Origin of the sequence: Burkholderia sp. 4M9327F10 (assembly GCF_005503145.1) — a bacterium.
Taxonomy (GTDB): Bacteria; Pseudomonadota; Gammaproteobacteria; order Burkholderiales; family Burkholderiaceae; genus Paraburkholderia.
The window spans coordinates 49,334-73,014 of sequence record NZ_SCNV01000012.1; the positions used below are offsets into that span (position 1 = coordinate 49,334).

A 23,681-nucleotide genomic window follows, 5' to 3' on the forward strand; every position below is an offset into this window, starting at 1 on the left:
GCATACCATGCTGAAAGTCACCAAAGCCGTGTTTCCTGTGGCAGGTCTCGGGACCCGGTTCTTGCCGGCCACCAAGGCGAGCCCCAAGGAAATGCTGCCCATCGTCGATAAGCCGCTGATCCAGTACGCCGTGGAAGAAGCCATTGCGGCCGGCATCACCGAGATGATCTTCGTGACGGGCCGCAGCAAGCGCGCCATTGAAGACCACTTCGACAAGTCCTACGAGATCGAAGCCGAACTCGAGGCACGCGGCAAGGAGCAATTGCTGGAACTGGTGCGCAGCATCAAGCCGGCCAATGTCGACTGCTTCTACGTGCGCCAGGCGACGGCGCTGGGCCTCGGCCACGCGGTGCTGTGCGCGGAGAAACTGGTGGGCGACAGCCCGTTTGCCGTGATTCTCGCTGACGACCTGCTGCACAGCACGCAGCCGGTGATGAAGCAACTGGTCGACGTGTTCAACCACTATCACAGCTCGGTGATCGGCGTGGAAACCATCGCGCGCGAAGACAGCCGTTCATACGGCGTGGTCGACGGCCGCGAGTGGGAAGAGGACGTGATCAAGCTGTCGGGCATCGTCGAAAAGCCGGCGCCGGACAAGGCGCCGTCGAATCTCGGCGTGGTAGGCCGCTACGTGCTGATGCCGACGATCTTCAAGCATATCCGCGCGCTGAAGCCGGGCGCGGGCGGCGAGCTGCAGTTGACCGATGCGGTGCAGTCGCTGCTCGCCGAAGAGCAGGTGCTGGCTTACCGTTACTTCGGCACGCGTTTCGATTGCGGCAGCAAGCTCGGCTATCTGAAGGCGACCGTCGAGTTCGCGCTGCGCCATCCGGAAGTGCAGGCGGAGTTCGAGGAGTATCTGCAGGCCTATCTGCCGCTGCACCTCACGGCAGCGGCGGCGTGAAAGCAGCGCCGAGCAGGGCCCGCACGTCGTCGTCGGTGGTTTCGCCGAAATCCTGGTAGAACTGACCGACGCTGAAGAAGACTTGCGGCGTCATGGCACAGACGAACTCGTCGGCGGCGTCGCCGAGGCGGCGTCCGGCATCCACCGGCGCCACCGGAAGCGCGGCGACGAGCTTCGCCGGTGCCTGCTCGCCCAGTGCGCGCAAGGCGCGCAGCGCGGCAAGCAGGGTGGCGCCGGTCGCCATGCCGTCGTCGACCACAATCGCGATCCGGCCCGCGACATCAGCCGCCGGCCGGTACTCGCGGTATAGCGCCTCGCGCCTCGCCAGTTCACGCTGCGCCTCGGCGAGCACGGATTCGAACTGGACGTCGCTCACGCCTGCTTCGCGCATGAGTCGCCGGTCGACATGCAGTGCGCCGCCGGAGGCGATCGCGCCCATGGCGAGCTCGCTTTGCCACGGCACGCCGAGCTTGCGCACCATCAGCACGTCGAGCGGCGCATGCAGTGCCATGGCGACTTCGAAACCGACCGGAACCCCGCCGCGCGGCAGCGCGAGCACGACCACGCCGGGCCGCTGCGCATAGGCTTGCAGGGAGCGGGCGAGCGCGCGGCCGGCTGCCGCGCGGTTCAGGAAGATGCGTTCCATGATGGGCCACCTCACGGATAACGCTGATAGTGTGCCACGCGCGGGTGGCGGGATACATGCGTTCCCATGAAAAACGGGCGCCGTGTCGAAACGGCGCCCGTCGGATTCTTCACGCTTCGGCTAAACCACGGCCGGCGTCAGACCTTCGTCAAACCTTCTTCACCTCAAGCCGGAATTTGTGCAGCAGCGGCTCGGTGTAGCCGCTCGGCTGCGCCCGTCCTTCGAACACCAGCGCACAGGCCGCCTTGAACGCGAGCGATCTGTCGAAATCCGGCGCCATCGGCTTGTAGTGCGGATCGCCGGCATTCTGCTGGTCCACCACCTTGGCCATCCGTGCGAACGTTTCCTCCACCAGTTCGCGCGTCACCACGCCGTGATACAGCCAGTTGGCGATATGCTGGCTGGAAATGCGCAGCGTCGCGCGGTCTTCCATCAGGCCGATGTTGTTGATGTCCGGCACCTTCGAGCAGCCCACGCCCTGGTCGACCCAGCGCACCACATAGCCGAGAATGCCTTGCGCGTTGTTCTCGACTTCCTGGCGAATCTCGTCGGCATTCCAGCCGGCCTTTTCGACGACCGGAATCGTCAGCAGTCCATCCAGCAGTTCGTCGCGCACGCTCGCCAGATCGATCTTTTCGAGTTCTTTCTGGACCGCCTGCACGTCCACCTGGTGATAGTGCAGCGCGTGCAGCGTGGCTGCGGTCGGCGAGGGCACCCAGGCGGTATTGGCGCCGGCCTTCGGATGCGCGATCTTCTGTTCGAGCATCGCATGCATCAGGTCCGGCATTGCCCACATGCCTTTGCCGATCTGCGCGCGGCCGCGCAGGCCGGCAGCCAGCCCCACCAGCACGTTGCTGCGCTCGTAAGCGCCGATCCACGCGGTCGATTTCATCTCGCCCTTGCGCAGCATCGGGCCGGCTTCCATGGCGGTATGCATCTCGTCGCCGGTGCGGTCGAGGAAGCCCGTGTTGATGAACGCCACCCGCGCCGACGCTTCGGCGATACACGCGGCGAGGTTGACGCTGGTGCGGCGCTCCTCGTCCATGATGCCCATCTTGATCGTGTTGCGGGCAAGGCCGAGCAGGTCCTCGACGCGCGCGAACAGTTCGCTCGCAAACGCCACTTCAGCCGGGCCGTGCATTTTCGGCTTGACGATATAGATCGAGCCGGTGCGCGAATTGAGCTTGTGCTGGCGGTCGTGCAGCGCGCACAGCGTGGTCAGCACCGCGTCGAGAATGCCTTCGGGAATCTCGTTGCCGTCTCGATCGAGCACGGCCGGGTTGGTCATCAGATGGCCGACATTGCGGATAAACAGCAGCGAGCGGCCATGCAGCTTGATCTGCGAGCCGTCCGCGCCGGTGTATTCGCGATCGGCGTTCAGGCGGCGCGTGAAGGTCTTGCCGTTCTTCGTCACCTGTTCGGCGAGATCGCCGTTCATCAGGCCGAGCCAGTTGCGGTAGAGCTGGACCTTGTCGTCGGCATCGACGGCCGCCACCGAGTCTTCGCAGTCGATGATCGTGCTTACCGCCGCTTCCATCAGCACGTCCTTGACGTGCGCCGCGTCGGTCTTGCCGATCGCATCGCCGGCGTCGATCTGGATCTCGAAGTGCAGGCCATTGTGCTTGAGCAGCACGGCGGAGGGCGCGGCGGCCTCGCCCTGATAGCCGATGAACTGCGTGGGCGTCTTCAGGGCGGTGCTGCCGTTCTTCAGGGCAACCACGAGCGCGCCGTTTTCGACCCGATAGCCGGTGGCGTCCACATGCGAGCCTTGCGCGAGCGGCGCGGCTTCGTCGAGGAACGCGCGGGCGCGGGCGATCACGCGCGCGCCGCGCACCGGGTTGAAGGCGGCCTGCTTTTCGGCGCCATCGGTCTCGGGAATCGCGTCGGTGCCGTACAGCGCGTCGTACAGGCTGCCCCAGCGCGCATTGGCGGCGTTCAGGGCATAGCGCTGGTTCGATAGCGGCACGACCAGTTGCGGGCCGGCCTGTTCGGCGATTTCGCGGTCCACGTGGTCGGTCGTGGCGCTGACGCTGGCGGGCACCGGCACGATATAGCCGATGCTTTCGAGGAAGCTGCGGTAAGCGCGCAGATCGCGCACCGGGCCCGGATGGGCGCGATGCCACTGATCGAGTTCGCTCTGCAGGCGATCGCGCTCGGCCAGCAGCGCACGGTTCTTCGGCGCGAGGTCGTGCACCAGCGCGTCGAAACCTGCCCAGAAGGCGGCGCTGTCGACACCGGTGCCCGGCAGGGCTTCCTGTTCGACAAACTGGTCGAGATTCGCGGCTACCTGCAGTCCGCTTCGCTTGGTCATTTGAGTCATGGACTGCTCCATCTGAATTGGCTGGGCCGGTGTGGGGCCACCGGCCTGTTCCTGTAAGGCTCGAGGCCTTGTGCTGCTGGGTGCTGCGTGGTGGTGCCTCTTGCTGCCTCTTGCTGAGTTCCGCTGCTGCCTGCCGATCAATCCTGGCTGGGCATGTGCCGGGATAGCGCGTGACACCGAGGGGGCTGCCTCGTGTAGCGCGGCCAGGCTTTATGCGCTGGGTTTCTCCGCAGTTTTATCCGGCCAGCACGGCGGCGCCCGCCTTGGCCACCTGTGCATCCTGATCGGCCTTCACGCCGGACACACCCACTGCACCTATCACCTGGCCATCGACGATCACCGGCACGCCGCCTTCCAGCGTGCCGACGAGCGGCGCGCTCAGGAATGCCGTGCGCCCGCCGTTGATCATGTCTTCGTAGACCTTCGATTCGCGGCGGCCGAGCGCGGCGGTGCGGGCTTTCTCGGTGGCGATGTACGCGCCGATCGGCGCGCAGCCGTCCAGACGCAGCAGGCTGAGCGGATGCCCGCCGTCGTCGACCACCGCGATCGCGACGGCCCACTTGTTCTTCTCGGCCTCGGCGCGTGCGGCGTCGAGAATCTGCGTCGTTTCGGCAACGGTCAGTACGGATTTCGTCAGCATAATGAATTTCCTGTTTCGGTGATGGTAAGGATTCTTCTACAAGAGCTATCCAGTGACGCACGCCCTCGACCCTCCGCCGTGCCGATGCGCATGCTGTAAGGTGCATGAACCGCGCGGCGCGAGGCGCTGCGCCGCATGGGGCGGCAGCGCTTCGAGTGTGTCGGGTGGTTCGGCGGCGAGGCTTTCCGCCGCAAACGCGTGCCAGTGCGCGGACCCGCTGCGCCTTATGGGCGAGGTAGGGGCCGCGCAAGCAGATATCGGCAGCCCGGGGGCATGCCGCTATGCCCGCCGTGATTGCGCGGCGACGCCGCGCCGGGGAATTTTACGTCCAGGCGCGTCTTCGTGTAACGGCGGAAACAAAGGTCCGGGCCTCAGCGGGGCAATATATTGCACGGTGTTGCAAGCCGGTGACAGTGGCAGCCATAGTCACAACGACAGCCGCAACGACCGGAAAGGGGCGAGGGCGGATCATGCCTTGCGGCCGGCAGCGCAATGCGAGCCAGCGCATTACAATCGTCAGATATAAATAACAGATCCTCAGACCAGCCATGCCAGCCGTCAGCAGCCTATACGTCTACCCCATCAAATCCTGCGCCGGGATCGCGCTGCAAGAAGCCCGGCTGATGCCCACGGGTCTCGAATACGACCGCAACTGGATGGTGACCGACCCGGGCGGAATGATGCTGACGCAGCGCAGCCACGGGCGGCTCGCCTTGATCCGGGTCACGCTGGGCGATGACGAACTGCTGATCACGGCGCCCGGCATGCCCGAGTTGCGCACTCCGCTCGCCGTGACGGCGCTCGAGCGGCCCGCGGCGCTCACCGCCACCGTCTGGAAAGACCGCACGTCGGCGTGGGACACGGGTGAGCACACGGCGGCCTGGTTTTCCACGTTCCTTGGCGAACCCGCGCGGCTCGCGCGCTTCGATCCGGCCGGGCGGCGCGTGGTGGACCCGCGCTGGACCGGCGATACGCCGGCCATCACGCAGTTTGCCGACGGTTTTCCGCTGCTCGTGATCGGCGAGGCCTCGCTCGTCGACCTGAACCGGCGCATCACCGGCAAGGGCGCGCCGCCGGTGCCGATGAACCGCTTCCGGCCCAACCTCGTGGTAGCGGGTCTCGACGCCTACGAAGAAGACTACGTAGAGAATCTGACCGTCTGGGCGCGCGACGAAACGGTGCAGCTTCAGCTCGTCAAGCCTTGCGCGCGCTGCCCGATTCCCACGCTCGACCAGGCGAGCGGCATGCCCGATCCCGATTGGCCGAACGAGCCGCTCGACACCATGAGCGCGTACCGCGCCGATGCGCGGGTCGGCGGTGCGCTGACCTTCGGCCAGAATGCGATCGTGCTGGCGGGCTTCGGCTCGGTGCTGGCGCTCGGCCAGCAGATCGACGCCGAACTCGCTTTCGACTAGGACCGCACCGGGCCTGCGGCGGATCTGCGCCCGGGCGGCCCGGCGTGCGGTCTTGTGTCCAGCCTGATGTCCAGCCCGGCGCAGGTCCGGCGGGCACGTGAGCGCTGCTCCAGCTCCGCCACAGGATGGCGGATGTTTCGCTAGACTGGGAGGGCCGCAGCGTTCGAACCGCGGCCCCGACGCTCCACGCGAAGTAGCGCGTTCATGCCATGACGCCCAACCACCGAAGGCCAGCCCATGTCGACGATCTCTGTTGAAAGCCTCCAGCATCTGTTTCCCACCGCCGACGCGATTCCCGAGCCGGCACGTCTCGCCGCGCCGATTCACCAGCGCGTCTCGCTCGTGAACGGCGAGCTGCGCAGCTGGGACGGCGCCTGCAAGACCGTGCTGTCGCCGGTGTGCGTGCAGCAGGCCGATGGCGGCGTCGAGCAGATGGAGATCGGCAGCTACCCGGTGATGGGCGAGGTGGAGAGCGACGCCGCGCTCGACGCAGCCGTGCAGGCTTACGATTCTGGCCGCGGCGAATGGCCGACCATGACGGTCGCGCAGCGCATTGCCTGCATGCAGGATTTCATCAAACGCATGGCGGCGCAGCGCAGCCTGATCGTGAACCTCATCATGTGGGAGATCGGCAAGAGCCTCGCGGACTCGCAAAAGGAGTTCGACCGGACCATCACCTACATGCTGGCCACCATCGACGCCCTCAAGGAACTCGACAACGGCAATTCGCGCTTTGTGATCGCCGAAGGCACGATTGGGCAGATTCGCCGCACCCCTCTGGGTGTCGTGCTGTGCATGGGGCCGTACAACTATCCGCTCAACGAGACTTTCGCCACCTTGATCCCGGCGCTGCTGATGGGCAACACGGTGGTGTTCAAGCCGCCCCAGTACGGCACGCTGCTGTTCTACCCGCTGCTCGAAGCGTTTCGCGACGCGTTCCCGAAGGGCGTGATCAACACCATCTATGCGCCGGGCGCGGTGGTCGTGCCGCATATGCTCGCCTCCGGCAAGATCAATGTGCTCGCGCTGATCGGCTCCAGCAAGGTGGCCGACCATCTGAAGAAGCAGCATCCGAAGTCGCACCGGCTGCGCGCGGTGCTCGGCCTCGACGCCAAGAACGCGGCCATCGTCCTGCCCGATGCGGACCTCGATCTGGCCGTCAAGGAGTGCCTGCTCGGCGCACTGTCGTTTAACGGCCAGCGCTGCACGGCGCTGAAAATGCTGATCGTGCACCGCTCGATCGTCGACGCGTTTCTCGAACGCTTTTCGGCGGAACTGGCCAGGCTGAAAGTGGGCATGCCGTGGGAGCCGGGCGTGTCGATCACGCCGCTGCCGGGCCTGCACCGCACCGCCTACATGACCGAGGCGATCGACGATGCGAAAGCCAAGGGGGCGCAGGTCGTCAACGCGGACGGCGGGGTGTTCTGCAAGACGCTGTTCTACCCGGCGGTGGTGTATCCGGTGACCGAAGGCATGATGCTGTACCGCGAGGAGCAGTTCGGGCCGATCATTCCGGTGACGCCATTCGACGACCTCGAAACCGCACTCGACTATGTGACCACCTCGGACCACGGCCAGCAGGTCAGCATCTTCGGCTCGGACCCGGTGGTGATCGGCGAACTGGTCGACCCGCTCGTCAACCAGGTGTGCCGCGTGAATATCAACTGCCAGTGCCAGCGCGGGCCCGATGTGTTTCCGTTTGCCGGCCGCAAGGATTCGGCCGAGGGCACCTTGTCCGTCACGGACGCGCTGCGGGCCTTCTCGATCCGCTCGATGGTGGCCGCGAAGCAGACCGACAGCAGCAAGGCGCTGCTCGATGCGATCGTCTCGGACCACACGTCGAAATTCATCAATACGGGCTTTATTTTTTGAGCGCGGTGGGGTGGCGCGGCGGCGCGATGAGCTGCTTCGGCGTGCGCCGGGGCGCCGCAGAGTGGCTGATGGTGCTTTGGGTTGCCTGGTGGCGCCTGAGAGTGCTTCGGTACGCGCGACCGCTTACTGCCCGCCCAGGCGCAACAGAAGGCCAAACACCTCGATGGCGATCGCAAGGGCCGCGATCGTCACCGGCAGCGTCAGCAGCACGACCCACAGCGTACGCATCGATCCCGCGCGGCGCTGCGTGGCCGGGGCGTGGTTCGTGGTTGAGGCTGGGGACACCTGGCTTTCGCCCGCGAGGGTGCTGGAGTTTTCACGTTCGGTCATGACTGCGCGTCCCCTGGTTCATGCCGTTGCGGCGTCAGCCCGTGACGGCTGCGAGGCAACGGCCGGGACGCGTAGTGGTCCCCTCTACATTGGCCATGTAAACATCTCGCGGGCGTGGGTTGCCGATGCAATGTTCACAGCCCGCTGTTCAGTTTTGCCGTCATGCGTGGCAGTAATCGTGTAGTGCCCCTGCGGCAGCGACAACAACATGAACGGACCGTTTGCGTTGGCCTTCAGAACGTTGTTGCCGTGCGTGTCGGCGATCCGTACGGGGATGTCCGCCAGGTACTCGTTGCCGTCATGCGTCATACCGACGAATTCGAGCGTGAGGGGATAATTATGCATGGCTTCCTTGATTGCCGCAGACTGATCGCTGCCGACGCCGCCTGACAAATACGTAATCGCGCCGGCATGCTGGTTCGGCGGCAGGCCGGGTTGCGCGGCCCAGGCAAATTGCAGGCTGCAGACTGTCGCGAGCACGCCCGCCGTCACTTGCCACATGGTTTTCCTGTTCATGATGATCTCCTTCGTACAGTTCACGAGAGCGGGGCAGCCGCTGTATGCGTCTGACCCAGGCCGGCGGCGTCCGGCACTCGCTTGCGCTTCACTTGCGTTGCGCGTCGTGGCGCCGGCACATGAACAGCGTAGGAAGTCAGGCTTAAACATCGCTTAAGCCGCAGGTGGCGCGCATGAGGGTGATAAGGGCGATGAAGGGGATGAGGCGGCGAAGCGCAGGTCACGCAGGAATACGGCGCGCGCTTATGCTGTGCGCTTGTGTTGCGCGCTTGTGTTGCACATTTAAGCTACGCGCTTAAGCTGCCTTTAAGGCGCAGTGAATACATTGAAGCCTGTAGTTTGAAGCCTCTGGTCTGAACCCTGACTGCTTCACGAGTCACGTCCAGTTGCCCCTTGCCCTTTGCGGTGGGCGACCTTTGCAGGCCCGGCACGTTACCGGGCCTTTCTTTTTTGGGCTCAAAGCCTCAATGACTGATCGACTCCAGCGAGCGGCCGCGCGTCGACGGTCCGAGCAGGATCATGCAGATCCCCACCAGCATCGAGACACCGATGAACACCGCCACCCCCGGCACGCCATAGCCATGCAGCAGGATGCCGATGGCAAGCCCCGCGAACGCCGCGGAGATGCGGCTCCACGAGTACACGAAGCCGATGGCCCGGGCGCGAACGCGAGTCGGAAACAGCTCGGCCTGGTAGCCGTGGTAGGCGTAGGACATGATGTTGGCGGCGAGCGTGAAGAGCACGCCGAGCACGATCAGGAGCCACGGCTCGGAGGCCTGGGCGAACACGGCAATCACCACCGCCATGGTGATCAGCCCGCCGCAGATCTGCGTCTTGCGTTCGAGCTTGTCGGCAAACCAGACGCCGAGCAGCGGTCCGAACGGATTGGCGATGGCGATCACAAAGGCGTAGCCGAGGCTCGCCGTCACGTGAATGCCGCGATGGATCAGCAGGGTCGGCACCCAGGCGGCGAAGCCATAAAAGCCGATCACCTGGGCCATGTTGAAGATCGACAGAATCAGCGTGCGGGTGCGATAGCCCGGCCCGAAAATCTCGCGGTATGAACCGGTGCCGGCCTGTTCCGCCACAACCGGCTGGGGCGCGGCGAGCACCACGCCTTTCTCGGCCGCAACCCGGCGCTCGATGTCGGCGACAATCCGCTCAGCCTCCTCGATCCGGCCGTGGCGGGCGAGCCAGCGCGGGCTCTCGGGGATCTTGCGGCGCAGAATCCAGACAATCACCGCGCCAACCGAGCCGATCAGGATCACCACCCGCCAGTATTCGAGGCCGAGTGGCTGGGTGCCCTTCAACACATAGGCGAGGAACGCCACCACCGGCACGACCGAAAAGGTGATGAACTGGTTGACCGCATACGCGCGGCCGCGCTCGCCGCTGGGGATCAGCTCGGAAATGTAGGTGTCGATGGTGACCAGCTCCACGCCGATGCCGATCCCGGCAATCAGGCGCCAGATATCGAGCGCAAAGCCCGAGGTCTGAAACGCCATGATGATCGTGCAGACCATGTACCAGATCAGCGACCAGGTGAACACCATACGGCGCCCGAAGCGGTCCGCCACGAAGCCGAACGCGACCGTACCGATCCACAGTCCCGCGAAGGTGGCAAACACGAAAGTGCCGAAACCGGCCACCGCGAGCGGCTTGAGCGCCGCGAAGAAGCCGAGTGATTCGGGCTTGAAGAGCCCCGATTCGACCATGCCGGGGGCGACATAGCCGGTGAAGAACAGGTCGTAGAACTCGAATACGCCGCCCAGCGAGATCAGGATCACCATGGTCCAGACCGTGCGCGAGGGGGGCAGCCGGTCGAACCGGGCGGCGATTTCGGCCGCCTTCTGTGTGGACATGAGCGCCTCTTGTTTTAAAGGTTTTGTTGGATTGACGGCTGAGCGCGTGATTGGCTCAAGGCAATGTCGCACGACAGGCCGCGGCGGCGCAATGCGTGGGAATACCGAGGCAAGCCCGCGGCGCGCGGCGCCCGGTGAACGCCCATGCGAGCGTCTACGGCGCTGCGAAGTGGGCGCGAGTATGATCGATAGCGGCTGAAGCTACCGGACACCTTTATGGCGGAGGGATCTTTCGTATGAGCGCGTCTGAAGAAGTCGTATTCCTGCTCGACTGCGACAACACCTTGCTGGAGAACGATCTGGTGGTGGCGGATCTGCGCGCCCACCTGACTGAGGAGTTCGGCGCCGCGAGCAGCGACCGTTACTGGGAAATCTTCGAAACCCTGCGCAGCGAGCTGGGCTACGCCGATTACCTCGGCGCGCTGCAACGCTATCGAACTGAGCGTCAGTGCGACACGCGGCTGATGCTGATGTCGTCGTTCCTGATCGATTATCCGTTCGCCACCCGCCTGTATCCCGGCGCGCTCGAGGCCTTGGCGCGCTTGCGCACGCTTGGCCCCACCGTGATCCTTTCCGACGGCGACGTGGTATTCCAGCCCCGCAAGATCAAGCAGGCGGGGCTCTGGGATGCGGTGGAAGGGCGGGTGCTGATCTACATCCACAAGGAGCAGATGCTCGACGAGGTCGCGCAGCGCTACCCGGCGCGGCGCTACGTGATGATCGACGACAAGCTGCGCATCCTCGCCGCCATGAAGCGGATCTGGGGGGAGCGTTTGACAACGGTCTTTCCACGCCAGGGGCATTACGCGCACGATCCGGCCGCGCTTGCCAACTACCCGCCCGCCGATGTGACGATCGAGCATATCGGCGAGCTGGCCAGCATGGATATGGGGGCCCTTTCCGTGTCGGGCGTGTAGGACGCGGCGTGCGCGGAGTGTTTTCCGTCCGGCGCTCCGCTCTGGGCGCCGCCTGGTACGCATTTCGCGTAGCCGTTGGCGGCAGGCCACGCGGCGAGGCCGCCGCGGGTCCCGGCGTCCGCGGCGCCTGGCGGACCGGTGCAGGCAGCGGCGAGGCAGCAGCCAGGCAGCGGCGCCTCTCATCTGGCCGCCACAACCGCTGCGCACTATGATTATTGACTGGCGCAGACGCAACCCGTGCGCAAGCGCCCAACGGAGGATCTCGTCATGCCATCGGGTTACGATCAACCACTCTATCTGCTGCCGTTCGATCACCGCAACTCCTACGTGAGCAGCATGTTCCACTTCAAGTTTCCGCTCGACGCCGCGCAACAGGCCAAGGTGGAAGACAGCAAGCAACTGATCTACGAAGGCTTTCTCGCCGCCGCCCTGCAGGGCATTCCGAAGCAAAGCGCCGGTGTGCTGGTGGACGAGGCGTTCGGGGCACGAATCTTGCGCGACGCACGCGAGCGCGGTTACGTCACCGCGGCCTCGGTCGAGCAGAGCGGTTCGCATGAATTCCACTTCGAATACGGCGAGGAATTCGCCGCGCATATCGAGGCGGTCGATGCGACCTTCGTCAAGGTGCTGGTCCGCTACAACCCGGCTGACGACGCCGAGATGAACCGCCGTCAGGCCGAGCGTCTGGAGCGTTTGTCGGACTATTGCCTCGGCAAGGGGCGGCTCCTGATGTTCGAGCTGCTGGTGCCGGCCACCGATGAGCAACTGAAAAGCGTCAAGGGCGACGGCGCGGCCTACGACCTGCAACTGCGCCCGCAACTGATGTGCGACGCCATCACCGCGTTGCAGGATGCCGGTGTCGAGCCGGCGGTGTGGAAAATCGAGGGGCTCGACCGCCGCGAGGACTGCGAGCGCGTCGTTGCGGCCACCCGGCGCGGCGGGCGCGCTCACGTCAGTTGCATCGTGCTGGGCCGTGGAGCGGACGAGCAGAAGGTGATCGACTGGCTCGAAACGGCGGCACAGGTCGACGGTTTCATCGGTTTCGCGGTCGGCCGGACCAGCTTTTTCGATGCCGTCGCCGACTATGAAGCCGGCAAGGTGAGCCGCGCGGAGGCCGCACAGCGGATTGGCGGGCAGTATCGCAAGTGGGTCGAGGTGTTCGAGAAGGCCGCTCGCGCCCGCGCGTGATTGCGCACCAGCGGCCGGACTGCGCGCGCTATCCAGCGGCTCATATCGTGCGTGCCGGCTTATCTGGCTTGGGGCATTTATTGGAGGCGTTTATTACCCTTAGGAGACTTAACTTCTTTCGGATCTTTAAAGCCTTTAGTCCCCTTGCCGCCGCGCCCGACGGTAATGCGGTCGGACACCGAGCGTACCCCGAACAAGCGCCCGACATCCTCCAGCGCCGCGGCTTTCTGCTCGTCCCGCTCCACCTGACCGGCTAGCGTGATTCGCCCCTGTTGCACCGTCACCCTGAGCCTTTCGCGCGGCACCCATGCGTCCCACGCAAGGCGCATGAGCGCCTGCGCGGCGATCTGGTCATCGCGCAGCCTGGCCACGGGTGTTCGCCTCTTGCCTCAGGACCGCGCCTTCGACAACTGCGCCGGCGTATCGGGCGCGCCCATACGCGTGGCGGCGTCGAGCGGCGTAACACCGGACGCGTCGCGCGCCTGTGGATTGGCGCCATGCGCGATCAGCAGCTCGACGATCTCGGTGCGGTTGAACATTGCCGCAATCATCAGGGCAGTGCGGCCGTCGGGCGACGCCCCTTCGACGTCCGCGCCTGCCGCGAGCAAGGCAGCGACCACGTCCCTGAAGCCCTTGAACGCTGCGCCGGCAATTGGGCTCTGCCCGTTGTCGTTGCGCAGGTCCGGGTCCGCGCCGTGTTCGATCAGTGTGCGCACCGCATCGGCATGGCCGTGATAGCTCGCCAGCATCAGCAGGCTGTCGCCTTTCTCGTTGCGCAGATTCGGCGGCACGCCTTTCTGGATGACCGCGGCGAGCACGGCCGAATCGCCGCGCCGCGCCGCTTCGAAGACCTCGTGCGCGAGGTCGAGCACGTCCGGATCGATGTCGTTTTGGGCGTGCGCCGGGGATGGGTTGGGTTCGTTGGACAAGATGGACTCCATGCAATGAGAAGATCAGCCGTGTGACAGGCACGAGCGCGTGCAGGCCGCACATGCTGCCACATACGCTGCCACACACGCCGCAATACACCGGCCAGCATACCGAATCTTCGTCACACGCGCCGGGGCTCACTGCCGCCCGCGGGCGTGACTGCATCCCGGCCGCGGGCATGGAGGTGGCCGCACGGCCACGCGATCATTGCGACTGTTGCGGCTCGCGGCGCCCCTCGTTCTGCTGCCCGCGTCCCTGCGGTTGTTGCTGTGGCTGCGCACGCTCCTGAACCGGCGGACGGCCGCCGAACTGTTGCTGCGGTTGTCCTTGTGGTTGTCCCTGCGGTTGCCCTTGAGCCTGCGGTTGTGCGCCGCGCGGCGGTATCGGACCGGCATTCGGCCGGTACACCGGCTGGCCCTGTGACTGTGCCTGTCCCTGCACCGGCGGCGCATACGAACCGCCGCCGTTCGGATAGGGCTGGCCAGGCGGGCGGTATGGCTGCGCCTGTTGCGGCGGCGCCTGATAAGGACGGCCCTGATAGCCGGGCGGGCCGACATGGCGCCAGCGATCGCGATCGCCGTACCACGGGCGGCCGCGATAGTAGCGGTCCCAGTAGGTGTCGAACGAGAACACCACCACCGGCAAGCCGATTACCGCGCCGTAGCCGAGCAGCGGCACATAGTTGCCTTCATACGGATAGGTGAGGGCGCCGCCGTAGATCCAGCCGCGCACGTCGTCGAGCGCCACGTCGCACCATTCATAGGTGCTCACGCAGCCCATTACTTCGACCGGCTGATTGGGCGCGAGGCCGGCCACGACCGGATAATCGTCGCCGGGGCCGGCCATCAGGTTGACCGGTTCGTTGGTGACTGCCTGCACCTGGGAGAAGGCGGCGCAGGGAAAAGCAAGGACTGCGGCAAGCGTGGCACGGGTGGCGAGTTGACGCGCAACAGTGGGCCGGATAGGCATGAGAAACGCGCCTGAGGACGCTCTAGTGGGAGAGCAGTCAGGTTAGCAGATGGGCGGCGCTTGCGTGCTGCGCCCGCTCAATCACCCCGCTTTTGCGGCCGGGGGCAGGCCGAGGTTACACTCCCCGGCGAAGGGCTCACAGGCACGCGGATTGCTGCCTGATTTACTGCATGCGTGCTACATGCGAGCCAGGCGGCTCCAGCAGCCGTTCACGCCACGTTCGCCGCCATGCGGGCGAACACGCTGCATCCGTGCGGCATTTTTCGCTGTCGATCCAGGAGAAAAAAACATGCATATCGTGACGAACGTAGGCCCGCTCGCGGCGCTGATCGCCGGCATTCTGATTCTCGCGGTGCCACGCCTGCTCAACTTCATCGTGGCGCTGTACCTGATCATCATCGGCTTGCTCGGCCTGTTCGGCGATCACATCCGTTAACGCCTGGGGCGAAGCCCCGCGGGCCACACGCCGGGACGATCGCGGCCTCAGCGCCCCGCGCTGGGCGCCGCGTGTCCCACCCCGGCCGGGGCCGGCGGCGCTTCTTCAAGCCGGCGAAACACCAGCGCCGACACCAGCGTAATCACCCCGACGCACACGAAGCTCAAGCGGAAGCCGAGCGCCGCCGAGCCGAGTTGCGCGGAGAACAGATTGACCAGCCCGCCGCCAATCGACACGCCAAGCCCCATGGCCAGCATCTGCACCATCGAGAACAGGCTGTTGCCGCTGCCGGCATCCTCATGCGAGAGCCCTTTGAGCGTCACGCTGTTCATGGCCGCGAACTGCATCGAATTGGCTGCGCCGAACACCGCGAGCACGGCAATTTCCACGGCGAGCGGCGTGCCCCGCGAGATCAGCGCGAACGCGACAATCGCCGAGCCCACCACCACGGTGTTGACGAGCAGGAACGTGTCGTAGCCGTAGCGCCGGATAAGCGGTGCGATCCAGCGCTTGGAGACGGTGCCTGCAAGCGCCGCCGGCAACATCATCATGCCGGAGTGCAGCGGCGTGTAGCCGAGCTGCAATTGCATCAGCAAGGGCAGCAGGAACGGCACGGCGCTCGAACCGATCCGGCACACCAGATTGCCGATCAGCCCGACGCTGAAGTTAGGCTCACTAAACAGTTTGAGCTTGAAGAGCGGGTTGGCGCGGCGCTTTGCATAGGGCACGTAGGCGAACGCGGCGGCGAGACCGAGCACGAACAGGCCCGTGGCCCAGGCGGCGCGATGCGTCTGCACCGGCGTATCCACGGCGAGCGAGAAGGCGATCATGCACAGCGAGAGCAGCGCGCAACCGGCCAGATCGAAGGGCGGCGCGGCCGAGGTGGTGCTGCGCGGCAGGTAGCGATGCACGGCGAACAGGCCAATGGCGCCGATCGGCACATTGATCAGGAAAATCCAGTGCCAGGAGATCGCCTGGACGAACCAGCCGCCGAGCGTCGGCCCGACGATCGGCCCGATCTGTCCGGCCACGGAGACGAACGCCAGCGCCGACACATACTGCTCGCCGGACACGCTGCGCAGCACCGCGAGACGCCCGATGGGCAGCAGCATCGAACCGCCGACGCCTTGCAGCACCCGCGCGATCACCAGTTGTCCCAGTGTGTGGGCGCTCGAGCAGCATAGCGAGCCGAGCACGAAGATCAGGATTGCTGCGAAATAGACCCGGCGCGTGCCGAAGCGGTCGGCGAGCCAGCCCGAAGCGGGCGTGAGCATGGCCATGGTGAGCGTGTAGGCGACGATCACCGGCTGCATCGCCAGCGGCCTTTCGTGCAGGCTGTGGGCGATGGACGGCAAGGCCGTGTTGACGATCGTGGTATCGAGCGACTGCATGAAAAAACCGGCAGCGACGATCCAGAGCAACGCGCTTAGATTTGAATCCTTACTCATGTGAACTTCTCGGCAAGCGGAGCTGCCTCGACGTCTTGCACTGCAGCATGACAGCAGGGCCGGGCAGGCCGGACAGGCATTACGCAAAGCAATACGCAAGGCAATCGTGGGGTATGCCGACATGATATTGACATGCGGGTCAATCGGGAACCCCACTAGGGGCATTGACTGTTATCGGCATTGCCGATAACAATGAGGCATGCTCAATCCCATCTGGCTCAAGACCTTTGCCACTGTCGCCGCATGCCATAGCTTTACGGAGGCGGGGCGGCAGCTCGGCCTCACGCAGTCGAGCGTGAGCGAGCACATCCGCCGTCTGGAACACGAGATCGGCCGGCGCGTGTTCGTGCGCGATACCCATTCGCTCGCCCTGACGCCCGACGGCGAGGCGATGCTGGCCCATGCCAGCGTGATCCTGCAGGCCATCAAGCGTGCCGAGTCGCAGTTTCGCGCGCCGCGCCTGAAAGGCCGGGTGCGCCTCGGCTCCTCGGACGACGTCGCGCTCGGGCCGCTGCCCACTGTGCTCGCGGCGTTTCGCAACGCGCATCCCGATGTGGAACTGGAGATCACCATCGGCATGACCGGCAAGCTCTACGAACTGCTGGATGCCGGCTCGATCGACCTGCTGGTCGGCAAGCGCCGTCTGGGCGACCGGCGCGGCGTCGCGCTCTTCACGGGGCGGCTCGAGTGGCTGGCGCGCACCGGCACGCTGGTGGACATGACGCAGCCGCTACCGCTGATTCTCGTGGCCGAGCCGAGCGTGACGCGGGCAGTGGTGCTGGATGCGCTCGCCGAAGCGGGCTATAGCTGGCAGGTGGTGTGCACGAGCAGCAGTCACTCGGGCTGCATTGCCGCGGCGCGCGGCGGGCTGGGCATCACCGTGCGGCCGCAGTACCTGGCCGCACGCGGGCTCGCGCCGCCGGTCAACAACGCCAGCCTGCCGGTGCTGCCGGTGGTGGAATTCATCGCGCTCGCCGCGAAACGGCTTAGCCGTCCGGCGGGCACCTTGCTGCAACTGCTGCACGACAGCGATCTGCGGGGCTCGTGGATCGGCGAGTAGCGCGGCGCGGACGAAGGGCATGGGCCGCACCGCGCAGCTTCGCACCGCGCAGCTTCGCATTACGCCGCGGCACATCCCGCATCACGTCCGGCATTACATTCCGCATCACCTCCCGCATTAGATCGCGCATTACATCCCATCACGCCCCGGCGGCGACGCGCGGCCGGGTATTGCGCTCGATCGCCAGCAGGATAAGCAGCAACGTCAGCAGGCCGATCACCGCCACCAGCACCGCAGCCGAAATCATGTAGCGCTGGTCGCGCCCGGCGAGACTGGCGGCTTCGTTTTGCAGCGCGTCGATGCGGTCGATTTTCAGGCGCGCATATTCGGTCATCGCCGCCGCGACATAACGCTGGCGGTTGTCCCATTCCCATGACGCGGCGTGCCGGGCCGCCTGCGCGACCACCACGGACAGCTCGTTCAGAAACCCCTGGCGCTCGGCCGCCGGCACGTTGCCGAGCCACGTGCCGAGCACCGGCTGACTGGCCCCGTCGCTCTGCAAGGCGGCCTTCAAGGGCGGCGGAATCACGAGGCCTTCGGTATTGGGCACCTGCAAGCCGTTGTCGGGCGAACCGGAGAGCAGGTCGTTGGCGTTCTCGGAGCCGGGAATGCGCGCCAGCACCTCGGCAGCGGCGACGCCGGGGTCGATCGCCGCCGGGTTGCTGCGCGCATCCACGGAAATTTCGGTCACGTCGATGGCGACTACCGCCAGTGCCGCGACAAGCAGTGTCAGGCAGACGACGCGCGCCGTGCCCAGAAAGAAACGTTTCTCGATTGGTTGGCCCATGGTGATTGCAACTCCCGTAGCGGTAAATGGTCTGCCTGCGCGTCGCTTCGGCAGGGCCGTTCGCCTGCATGCACGAAGCTGGCCTTGCTGTTCGCTGGCCCCTCACGCGCTTGCCGCGCTTCTCCGGGCGCCTGCCGCGACGAACGGCCTTTTCGACAAACCGCGCGCAACAGGGTTTCATCGAAGCGGCTACCAAGCCGCAGCGTGACCGGCGTGAGGCGGCGTCGAATTCGCGCCACAGATTTTCAAAAATTGTTTTTGCCGGGTTGGGCAAATCGCTATACTTTCCAAATACGATACATAGTTCCATATATGGAACAAACATAAGCAGCAAGGTTTTCATCCCGACCCTGCGCAGAGACGCACATCCCGCCCGGAAAGACCACCGACTACGATGACGAAAAACCTCACCATCAATCTGCGGATTGCGATCACGATCGCTTTCCTCGCGGCCTTGCTGATCGGGACCGGCGTGCTGGGCATGGCGGGGATGTCGGAAAGCAACGACGCACAGCATGACGCCTACGCGGTGCATTTCGCCTCGGTGGTGGCATTGGGCAAGTCGGGAACGGCCATGTCGCGCGCCCGCTTCGGACTCGACTGGGCGATGAGCAACCCGCATTCGCCGCAGCTTGCCGCGCAGCTCGACCGCGCAGACGCGCTGCTCGCCGAGTCGGACAAAGGGTGGAACAGTTTCCGCGAACTGCCGAAGACGCCCGAACTGCAAAAGCTGACCGACGATCTCGACGCGAAGCGCACGGCCGTGAGGCGCGACGCCATCGATCAACTGATTGCGGCAATCCGCAGCGGCAACATCAACTGGATGGACGAGAGCCGCGCCAACCATCTGATCGGCCTCTACACCGCGATGAACACGAGCCAGGGGGCGCTCGAACAGTATCTGAACCAGCAGGCGCAGGAGGCGGACCAGCGCTCGGCGGCGCGCTTTCACCTGCTGCTGTGGGCGAGCCTCGCCAGCATTGCGTTGGGTCTGACGGTGGCTTTTCTGAGCTGGCGCAGCTTGCGCCGCGCCATCATGACGCCGTTGCGCGACGCGCTGCGCCAGTTCGACGCGATCGCGGCCGGCGAGCTGACCACCCAGGTGCCGATCCGCTCCAACGACGAAATGGCGCTGCTGCTGCGCGGCCTTGCAGCGATGCAGGCCAGGCTCGGCGTCACCGTCACGACCGTGCGGGCCGGTTCGCATTCGATTGCCTCGTCGACCCAGCAGATCGCCGCGGGCAATCTCGATCTGTCGCAGCGTACCGAGGAACAGGCGGCCTCGCTGGAACAAACCGCCTCGGCCATGGAGCAACTGAGCGCGACCGTGCAACTGAACGCGGAAAATGCCCATCACGCGAGCGAACTGGCCGTGCGCGCCTCGGAGCTGGCGGCGCGCGGACGCGCGTCGGTGGGCAGCATGGTCGAGACGATGCGCTCGATTCATGCCGGCTCGTCGAAGATGACCGGCATCATCACGGCCATCGAAGCGATTGCCTTTCAGACCAACATCCTCGCCTTGAACGCCGCGGTCGAAGCGGCCCGTGCCGGCGAAGAAGGGCGCGGTTTCGCGGTGGTGGCGGGCGAGGTGCGCAGCCTCGCGCAGCGCTCGGCGACCGCGGCCAAAGAGATCGGCGCGCTGATCGCGGAATCGACCTCTCGCGTCGAGAACGGCGCGGGCCTCGTCAACGAAACCGGCGGCACGATGCAGGAAGTCGAGGCGGCGATCGGGCGGGTGGCGGGGATTGTCGGCGAGATTGCGGCGGCCTCGCGCGAGCAGAGCGAGGGGATCAAACAGGTTAGTCTCGCCGTCACGCAGATGGACGAAGTGACGCAGCACAATGCGGCGCTGGTCGAGGAAAGTGCGGCGACGGCGAGCTCGCTCGCGGATCAGGCCCAGCAGTTGAGCGCCTTGACCGCGGCCTTCAAGGTCGCGGGCGACGCGTTGCCTACTCGCTGAGCTGGCCGTTTGCCTGCGTCAGTATCCAGTTGCGGAACAGCTCCATCGCGGGCGCCATGCGCCGCGATTTCAGACGCGTGAGCCAGTAGCTGCCGGTTTTCACTTCGGTTCCGAACGGGCACACCAGCGCGCCGCTTTGCAACTCGCGCTCGAACATGCGCGGCGGCGCCAGCGCGACACCGGCGCCTTGCACGGCTGCCTCGACCATCAGGCGCGACGAATCGAACACCGGACCGTTGACGCTCCACGGCTCGAGCCCCGCGGCGGCGAGCCAGAGGCTCCATTCGTCGGCGCGATACGAGCGCAACAGGGTTTCCCGCGCAAGTTCTGCCGGCGCCGCCAGTCTGCGGGCAATCTCCGGCGCACACAGCACGCTGAGCGGCGCGTCGAGCAGCAACTCGTTGTGCGTGCCGGGCCAGATGCCCTCGCCGAAGCGAATCGCAAAGTCCAGTCCTTCCGCGGCAAGATCCACAAGATTGTTATGGGTCAGGAGCCGCAACTCCACGAACGGATGTGCCTCGCGAAACGATTTGAGCCGCGGCATCAGCCAGCCGACCGCAAACGTGCCGACCACGCCCACGCTCAGCACCTCATGAAAATGGCCGCCTTCGAACTGCTTGAGCACGCTTTCGATGCGGCCAAACGCGTCGCTCAGAACCGGCAGCAACGCACGGCCTTCGTCGGTGATGCCCAGCCCGCGCGGCAGCCGCTTGAACAGGGTGGCACCGAGCCGATCTTCCAGCATGCGAACCTGCTGGCTGACAGCCGCCTGGGTCACGTTCAGTTCGAGCGCGGCGCGCGTAAAGCTCAGGTGGCGTGCCGACGATTCGAAGGCGCGTAAGGCGTTGAGCGGCAGATGTGGACGCATGGGAACCAGCTAAAAGATTTTCTTTACCCTGCGTCAAATTATCCTCGTTTGCCAGCGGCCTGCAAAGGGACGATAGTCGCGTCTTCCCGGGACGCTCGAGTTCGTCTTTGAGTTCGTCTTTGAGTCAGTCCCGCAGTTCTCCCGACCAGTTGTCACGACCAGACGCCGCCAGAGGATCCCGATGACCCGTTTTGAACACCGCCGTGCATGGTTGCGGATTGCCGCGACCCTTCCGCTGACCGTTGCCATCGGCGCCCGGGCCGCGCAAACGCCGGCGCCGGATTCGCCGGGTTCGCCTGACTCGCCGGAAGCGCGGCTTGCGCAACTCGAACAAAGCGCCGGTGGACGCCTCGGTGTGTTTGCGCTGAATACCGCCGACGGCACGCAGATCGGCCACCGCGCCGACGAGCGTTTTCCGTTCTGCAGCACCTTCAAGGTGATCCTGATCGGCGCGATCCTCGCGCGCAGCGCGCAGGCTGCGGGGCTCATGCAGCAACGCATTCATTACACGGCGGGCGAGGTCGTGCATTACTCGGCCGTCACGGCCGAACACGTGAGCGACGGCATGACGGTAGCGGAGCTCTGTGCCGCGGCGATCCAGCGCAGCGACAACACGGCCGCCAATCTGCTGATCAGGCTGCTCGGCGGCCCGGATGCCGTCACAGCCTATGCACGCTCGCTCGGCAACCCGGTGTTCCGTCTGGACCGGCTGGAGACCGCGCTGAACGATGCGGTGCCGGGCGATCCGCGCGACACCGCGTCGCCCGCCGCGATGGCGCGCAGTCTGCAGGCGCTGACGCTCGGCGAGGCGTTGCCGCTCGCGCAGCGCACGCAATTGCTCGACTGGCTGCGCGGCAACCGGATGGGGGCACAGCGCATTCGCGCGGCGCTGCCCGCAGGCTGGACGAGTGGCGACAAGACCGGCACGGGCGATTACGGCACCGCCAACGATCTCGGCCTGATCTGGCCGCCGTCCCGTGCGCCGATTCTGCTCGGCATCTACCACACGCAAGCGCAGCAGGACGCGAAGGCGCGCGACGACGTCATCGCGGCAGCGGCGCGCATTGTGGTGGGCGCGATGAGCTGAAGGAGCTGAAGAGGCTGTCCCGGAGGCACCCGCCACGGGGCGCAGTCGTTCGGCATGCTCAGGAACAGGGGTTGCTCGCCGCTCGTAACACCCCCTTGTGCGCCAGGCCATGCGGTAAGCGCAGAGGGGCGCGGCGAAGCAACGCCTTATCCCGGAAGCATGCAGAATGGCGCGACACAAAGCCGACCTGGCCGATGATGAGTTCGAGATCTACGCGAGCTATCACAGTACGGGAGACGGTCGATATATCGGTGACCTGAAGGTTATCCGCAAAGCGGACCGGCGAGTCCTGTTTCCGTTCGAGGGCGCGCCGCAGATCGGCCCGCATGAAAGCGCGCACGAAGCACGCCGCGCCGCGGTGGAGTATGGCCGCGCGATCGTCGCCGCGGACCGGGCCGCGCCGGAGCCTTGATGCTGTGGCGACGGCCGGTAACGCCGTGCTCCTTTTTACAAACCGAATCTCAAACCGCATGCGGTACGCCATGCCGCACGGCCGTGATCGTGGAGCGGGCAGTGGCTGAAGAAAATCGCTGCGCTCACCGTGGCCACCGTGGCCGTGCCGAACCTCGCTGCATCCCGGCAGATGGATACCCGCACCCGCGGGCGGGCGCGAATTGTGCGTGACACCTTGGGTTGTGGAACACCCTCAGGAGCCGATCATGTACAACGATGCCGAATACGCGCGTCCGGCCGCAAATGAGCGATACGAAGTCTTTATGCTGGGGCCGCACGAATGGGTGCCTAATCACCCCCGTCTGCCCGTGGTGATCTACCGGCATGCGCTGCGTGCCGATAGCGGCGACCTCGCGGCCGCCTTTGAGATTCTCTTCGAACGCAATGACTGGCCGCTGCAGTGGCGTGACGGCATTTTCGATTACCACCATTTCCACGCCACCGCCCATGAGGTGCTAGGCGTGGTGTCGGGCGTAGCGGAGGTGATTGTCGGCGGCCCCGGCGGGCGCGTGGTGCGGATCGCCGCGGGCGACGCGTTGCTGCTGCCGGCAGGCACCGGCCATTGTCTGCAGTCGTTCGCGGGGTACTTTCAGGTGGTGGCGGGCTATCCGGCGGGGCAGCAGTGGGATATCCGGCGCGAGGCCCTGAGCCCGGAAGAGTACGCCGCGATGCAGGCCTTGCCGTTTCCGCCGCGCGATCCGCTGGACGGCACTCACGGTCCGGTGGTCGAGCACTGGCTGCACGGGGCTTGAACCGCAGCCTGGCGCAAGCTTTGAAAGCTGCGTCATCTCAGCGTGGCGTGGTACGGCGCCCGCCGGTTGTTTTACGGTGAATGGCTAGTCATTGCGCGCCAGCCAGTTGGCTATTGCCGCGCATCGGCGCATGATCGGACGGTCGGCGTGCAAGCGGTGCCGGTCGCGCGGTTCCGGACCGGTATCCGCTGCCGGTCGCCCGTATCCGGTCGCTAGTTTCCGGTCGCCCGCAGCCGGTCGCCCGTTTCCGCAGGAATGTTCATTGCAGCGCGCTTCACTCCCGCGCCTCTCAGTGCAGCGTGACGTTGTCATCCGTTGAACAGG

23 protein-coding genes are annotated in these 23,681 nt (G+C 65.6%); 11 read left to right on the forward strand and 12 right to left on the reverse strand.

Annotated elements, in window-relative coordinates; all coding sequences use genetic code 11:
• The first annotated feature begins 7 nt into the window (after positions 1-7).
• Entirely contained in the window at positions 8-901 is an 894-nt protein-coding gene (gene galU, locus FFS45_RS14030) for a UTP--glucose-1-phosphate uridylyltransferase GalU (RefSeq protein WP_137955250.1), read from the forward strand.
• Here the strand turns inward: galU and FFS45_RS14035 are convergent.
• The 3 genes from FFS45_RS14035 to FFS45_RS14045 form a co-directional block, all read right to left on the reverse strand.
• On the reverse strand, positions 882-1,547 hold the full coding sequence (locus FFS45_RS14035; protein ID WP_137955251.1) for a phosphoribosyltransferase family protein: 666 nt from the start codon (positions 1,545-1,547) through the stop codon (positions 882-884). The genes galU and FFS45_RS14035 overlap by 20 nt on opposite strands.
• 148 nt (positions 1,548-1,695) lie before the next feature.
• A complete protein-coding gene (locus tag FFS45_RS14040) occupies positions 1,696-3,867 on the reverse strand; it encodes a malate synthase G (protein ID WP_137955252.1) in 2,172 nt (723 codons plus the stop codon).
• A gap of 235 nt (positions 3,868-4,102) precedes the next feature.
• Positions 4,103-4,507: a heme-binding protein gene (locus FFS45_RS14045; RefSeq protein WP_137955253.1), complete on the reverse strand. Its 405-nt coding sequence runs from the start codon at positions 4,505-4,507 to the stop codon at positions 4,103-4,105.
• Between the two features lie 548 nt (positions 4,508-5,055).
• Here FFS45_RS14045 and FFS45_RS14050 point away from each other — a divergent pair.
• Positions 5,056-5,922 carry an MOSC N-terminal beta barrel domain-containing protein gene (locus FFS45_RS14050; RefSeq protein WP_137955254.1) on the forward strand — a complete coding sequence of 289 codons (867 nt, stop codon included), beginning with the start codon at positions 5,056-5,058 and terminating at the stop codon, positions 5,920-5,922.
• A gap of 237 nt (positions 5,923-6,159) precedes the next feature.
• On the forward strand, positions 6,160-7,794 hold the full coding sequence (locus tag FFS45_RS14055; protein ID WP_137955255.1) for an NADP-dependent glyceraldehyde-3-phosphate dehydrogenase: 1,635 nt from the start codon (positions 6,160-6,162) through the stop codon (positions 7,792-7,794).
• 123 nt (positions 7,795-7,917) lie between these two features.
• Here the strand turns inward: FFS45_RS14055 and FFS45_RS14060 are convergent, their stop codons facing one another.
• The 3 genes from FFS45_RS14060 to FFS45_RS14070 form a co-directional block, all read right to left on the reverse strand.
• Entirely contained in the window at positions 7,918-8,124 is a 207-nt protein-coding gene (locus FFS45_RS14060) for a hypothetical protein (protein ID WP_137955256.1), read from the reverse strand.
• Positions 8,125-8,208: 84 nt separating this feature from the next.
• The gene (locus tag FFS45_RS14065) at positions 8,209-8,640 is read right to left on the reverse strand and encodes a carboxypeptidase-like regulatory domain-containing protein (protein ID WP_137955257.1); all 432 of its coding nucleotides are present in this window, start codon (positions 8,638-8,640) and stop codon (positions 8,209-8,211) included.
• A 464-nt stretch (positions 8,641-9,104) separates the two neighbouring features.
• The gene (locus FFS45_RS14070; RefSeq protein WP_137955258.1) at positions 9,105-10,502 is read right to left on the reverse strand and encodes an MFS transporter; all 1,398 of its coding nucleotides are present in this window, start codon (positions 10,500-10,502) and stop codon (positions 9,105-9,107) included.
• A gap of 236 nt (positions 10,503-10,738) precedes the next feature.
• Here FFS45_RS14070 and FFS45_RS14075 point away from each other — a divergent pair, with 236 nt between their 5' ends.
• Together FFS45_RS14075 and FFS45_RS14080 are read left to right on the forward strand one after the other, a co-directional pair.
• The gene (locus tag FFS45_RS14075; protein WP_137955259.1) at positions 10,739-11,419 is read left to right on the forward strand and encodes an HAD family hydrolase; all 681 of its coding nucleotides are present in this window, start codon (positions 10,739-10,741) and stop codon (positions 11,417-11,419) included.
• 267 nt (positions 11,420-11,686) lie between these two features.
• A complete protein-coding gene (locus tag FFS45_RS14080; protein ID WP_137955260.1) occupies positions 11,687-12,607 on the forward strand; it encodes a 2-deoxy-5-keto-D-gluconate 6-phosphate aldolase domain-containing protein in 921 nt (306 codons plus the stop codon).
• 77 nt (positions 12,608-12,684) lie between these two features.
• Here FFS45_RS14080 and FFS45_RS14085 read toward each other — a convergent pair whose 3' ends face one another.
• The 3 genes from FFS45_RS14085 to FFS45_RS14095 all read right to left on the reverse strand — a co-directional run bounded on the left by FFS45_RS14085 (position 12,685) and on the right by FFS45_RS14095 (position 14,506).
• Positions 12,685-12,978, reverse strand: coding sequence for a BON domain-containing protein (locus FFS45_RS14085; RefSeq protein WP_249362776.1), 294 nt, complete (start codon positions 12,976-12,978; stop codon positions 12,685-12,687).
• Positions 12,979-12,996: 18 nt separating this feature from the next.
• Positions 12,997-13,548 carry an ankyrin repeat domain-containing protein gene (locus FFS45_RS14090; protein ID WP_137955261.1) on the reverse strand — a complete coding sequence of 184 codons (552 nt, stop codon included), beginning with the start codon at positions 13,546-13,548 and terminating at the stop codon, positions 12,997-12,999.
• Positions 13,549-13,741: 193 nt separating this feature from the next.
• Positions 13,742-14,506 carry an SH3 domain-containing protein gene (locus FFS45_RS14095; protein WP_137955262.1) on the reverse strand — a complete coding sequence of 255 codons (765 nt, stop codon included), beginning with the start codon at positions 14,504-14,506 and terminating at the stop codon, positions 13,742-13,744.
• A gap of 289 nt (positions 14,507-14,795) precedes the next feature.
• Between FFS45_RS14095 and FFS45_RS14100 the strand changes: the two genes are divergently transcribed.
• Complete coding sequence (locus tag FFS45_RS14100) at positions 14,796-14,942, forward strand: DUF3096 domain-containing protein (RefSeq protein WP_137955263.1); 147 nt, start codon at positions 14,796-14,798, stop codon at positions 14,940-14,942.
• A gap of 47 nt (positions 14,943-14,989) precedes the next feature.
• On the opposite strand, the gene mdtD is transcribed toward FFS45_RS14100, so the two are convergent.
• Positions 14,990-16,444: a multidrug transporter subunit MdtD gene (gene mdtD / locus FFS45_RS14105; protein WP_283204755.1), complete on the reverse strand. Its 1,455-nt coding sequence runs from the start codon at positions 16,442-16,444 to the stop codon at positions 14,990-14,992.
• Positions 16,445-16,589: 145 nt separating this feature from the next.
• Between mdtD and FFS45_RS14110 the strand changes: the two genes are divergently transcribed.
• Positions 16,590-17,450, forward strand: a complete 861-nt coding sequence (locus FFS45_RS14110) for a LysR family transcriptional regulator (RefSeq protein WP_137955265.1) — start codon at positions 16,590-16,592, stop codon at positions 17,448-17,450.
• A 139-nt stretch (positions 17,451-17,589) separates the two neighbouring features.
• Here FFS45_RS14110 and FFS45_RS14115 read toward each other — a convergent pair whose 3' ends face one another.
• Entirely contained in the window at positions 17,590-18,237 is a 648-nt protein-coding gene (locus FFS45_RS14115) for a hypothetical protein (protein WP_137955266.1), read from the reverse strand.
• 394 nt (positions 18,238-18,631) lie between these two features.
• Between FFS45_RS14115 and FFS45_RS14120 the strand changes: the two genes are divergently transcribed.
• Complete coding sequence (locus tag FFS45_RS14120; protein WP_137955267.1) at positions 18,632-20,197, forward strand: methyl-accepting chemotaxis protein; 1,566 nt, start codon at positions 18,632-18,634, stop codon at positions 20,195-20,197.
• Here FFS45_RS14120 and FFS45_RS14125 read toward each other — a convergent pair.
• A complete protein-coding gene (locus FFS45_RS14125) occupies positions 20,187-21,074 on the reverse strand; it encodes a LysR family transcriptional regulator (RefSeq protein WP_137955268.1) in 888 nt (295 codons plus the stop codon). The genes FFS45_RS14120 and FFS45_RS14125 overlap by 11 nt on opposite strands.
• A 172-nt stretch (positions 21,075-21,246) precedes the next feature.
• Between FFS45_RS14125 and bla the strand changes: the two genes are divergently transcribed.
• The 3 genes from bla to FFS45_RS14140 all read left to right on the forward strand — a co-directional run bounded on the left by bla (position 21,247) and on the right by FFS45_RS14140 (position 23,357).
• Positions 21,247-22,152: a class A beta-lactamase gene (bla, locus tag FFS45_RS14130; protein WP_137955269.1), complete on the forward strand. Its 906-nt coding sequence runs from the start codon at positions 21,247-21,249 to the stop codon at positions 22,150-22,152.
• A gap of 166 nt (positions 22,153-22,318) precedes the next feature.
• Positions 22,319-22,564 (forward strand): DUF6723 family protein, encoded by a 246-nt coding sequence (locus FFS45_RS14135; RefSeq protein ID WP_137955270.1) that lies wholly within the window; start codon positions 22,319-22,321, stop codon positions 22,562-22,564.
• 247 nt (positions 22,565-22,811) lie between these two features.
• Positions 22,812-23,357, forward strand: a complete 546-nt coding sequence (locus tag FFS45_RS14140) for a cupin domain-containing protein (protein ID WP_137955271.1) — start codon at positions 22,812-22,814, stop codon at positions 23,355-23,357.
• Positions 23,358-23,681 lie beyond the last annotated feature (324 nt).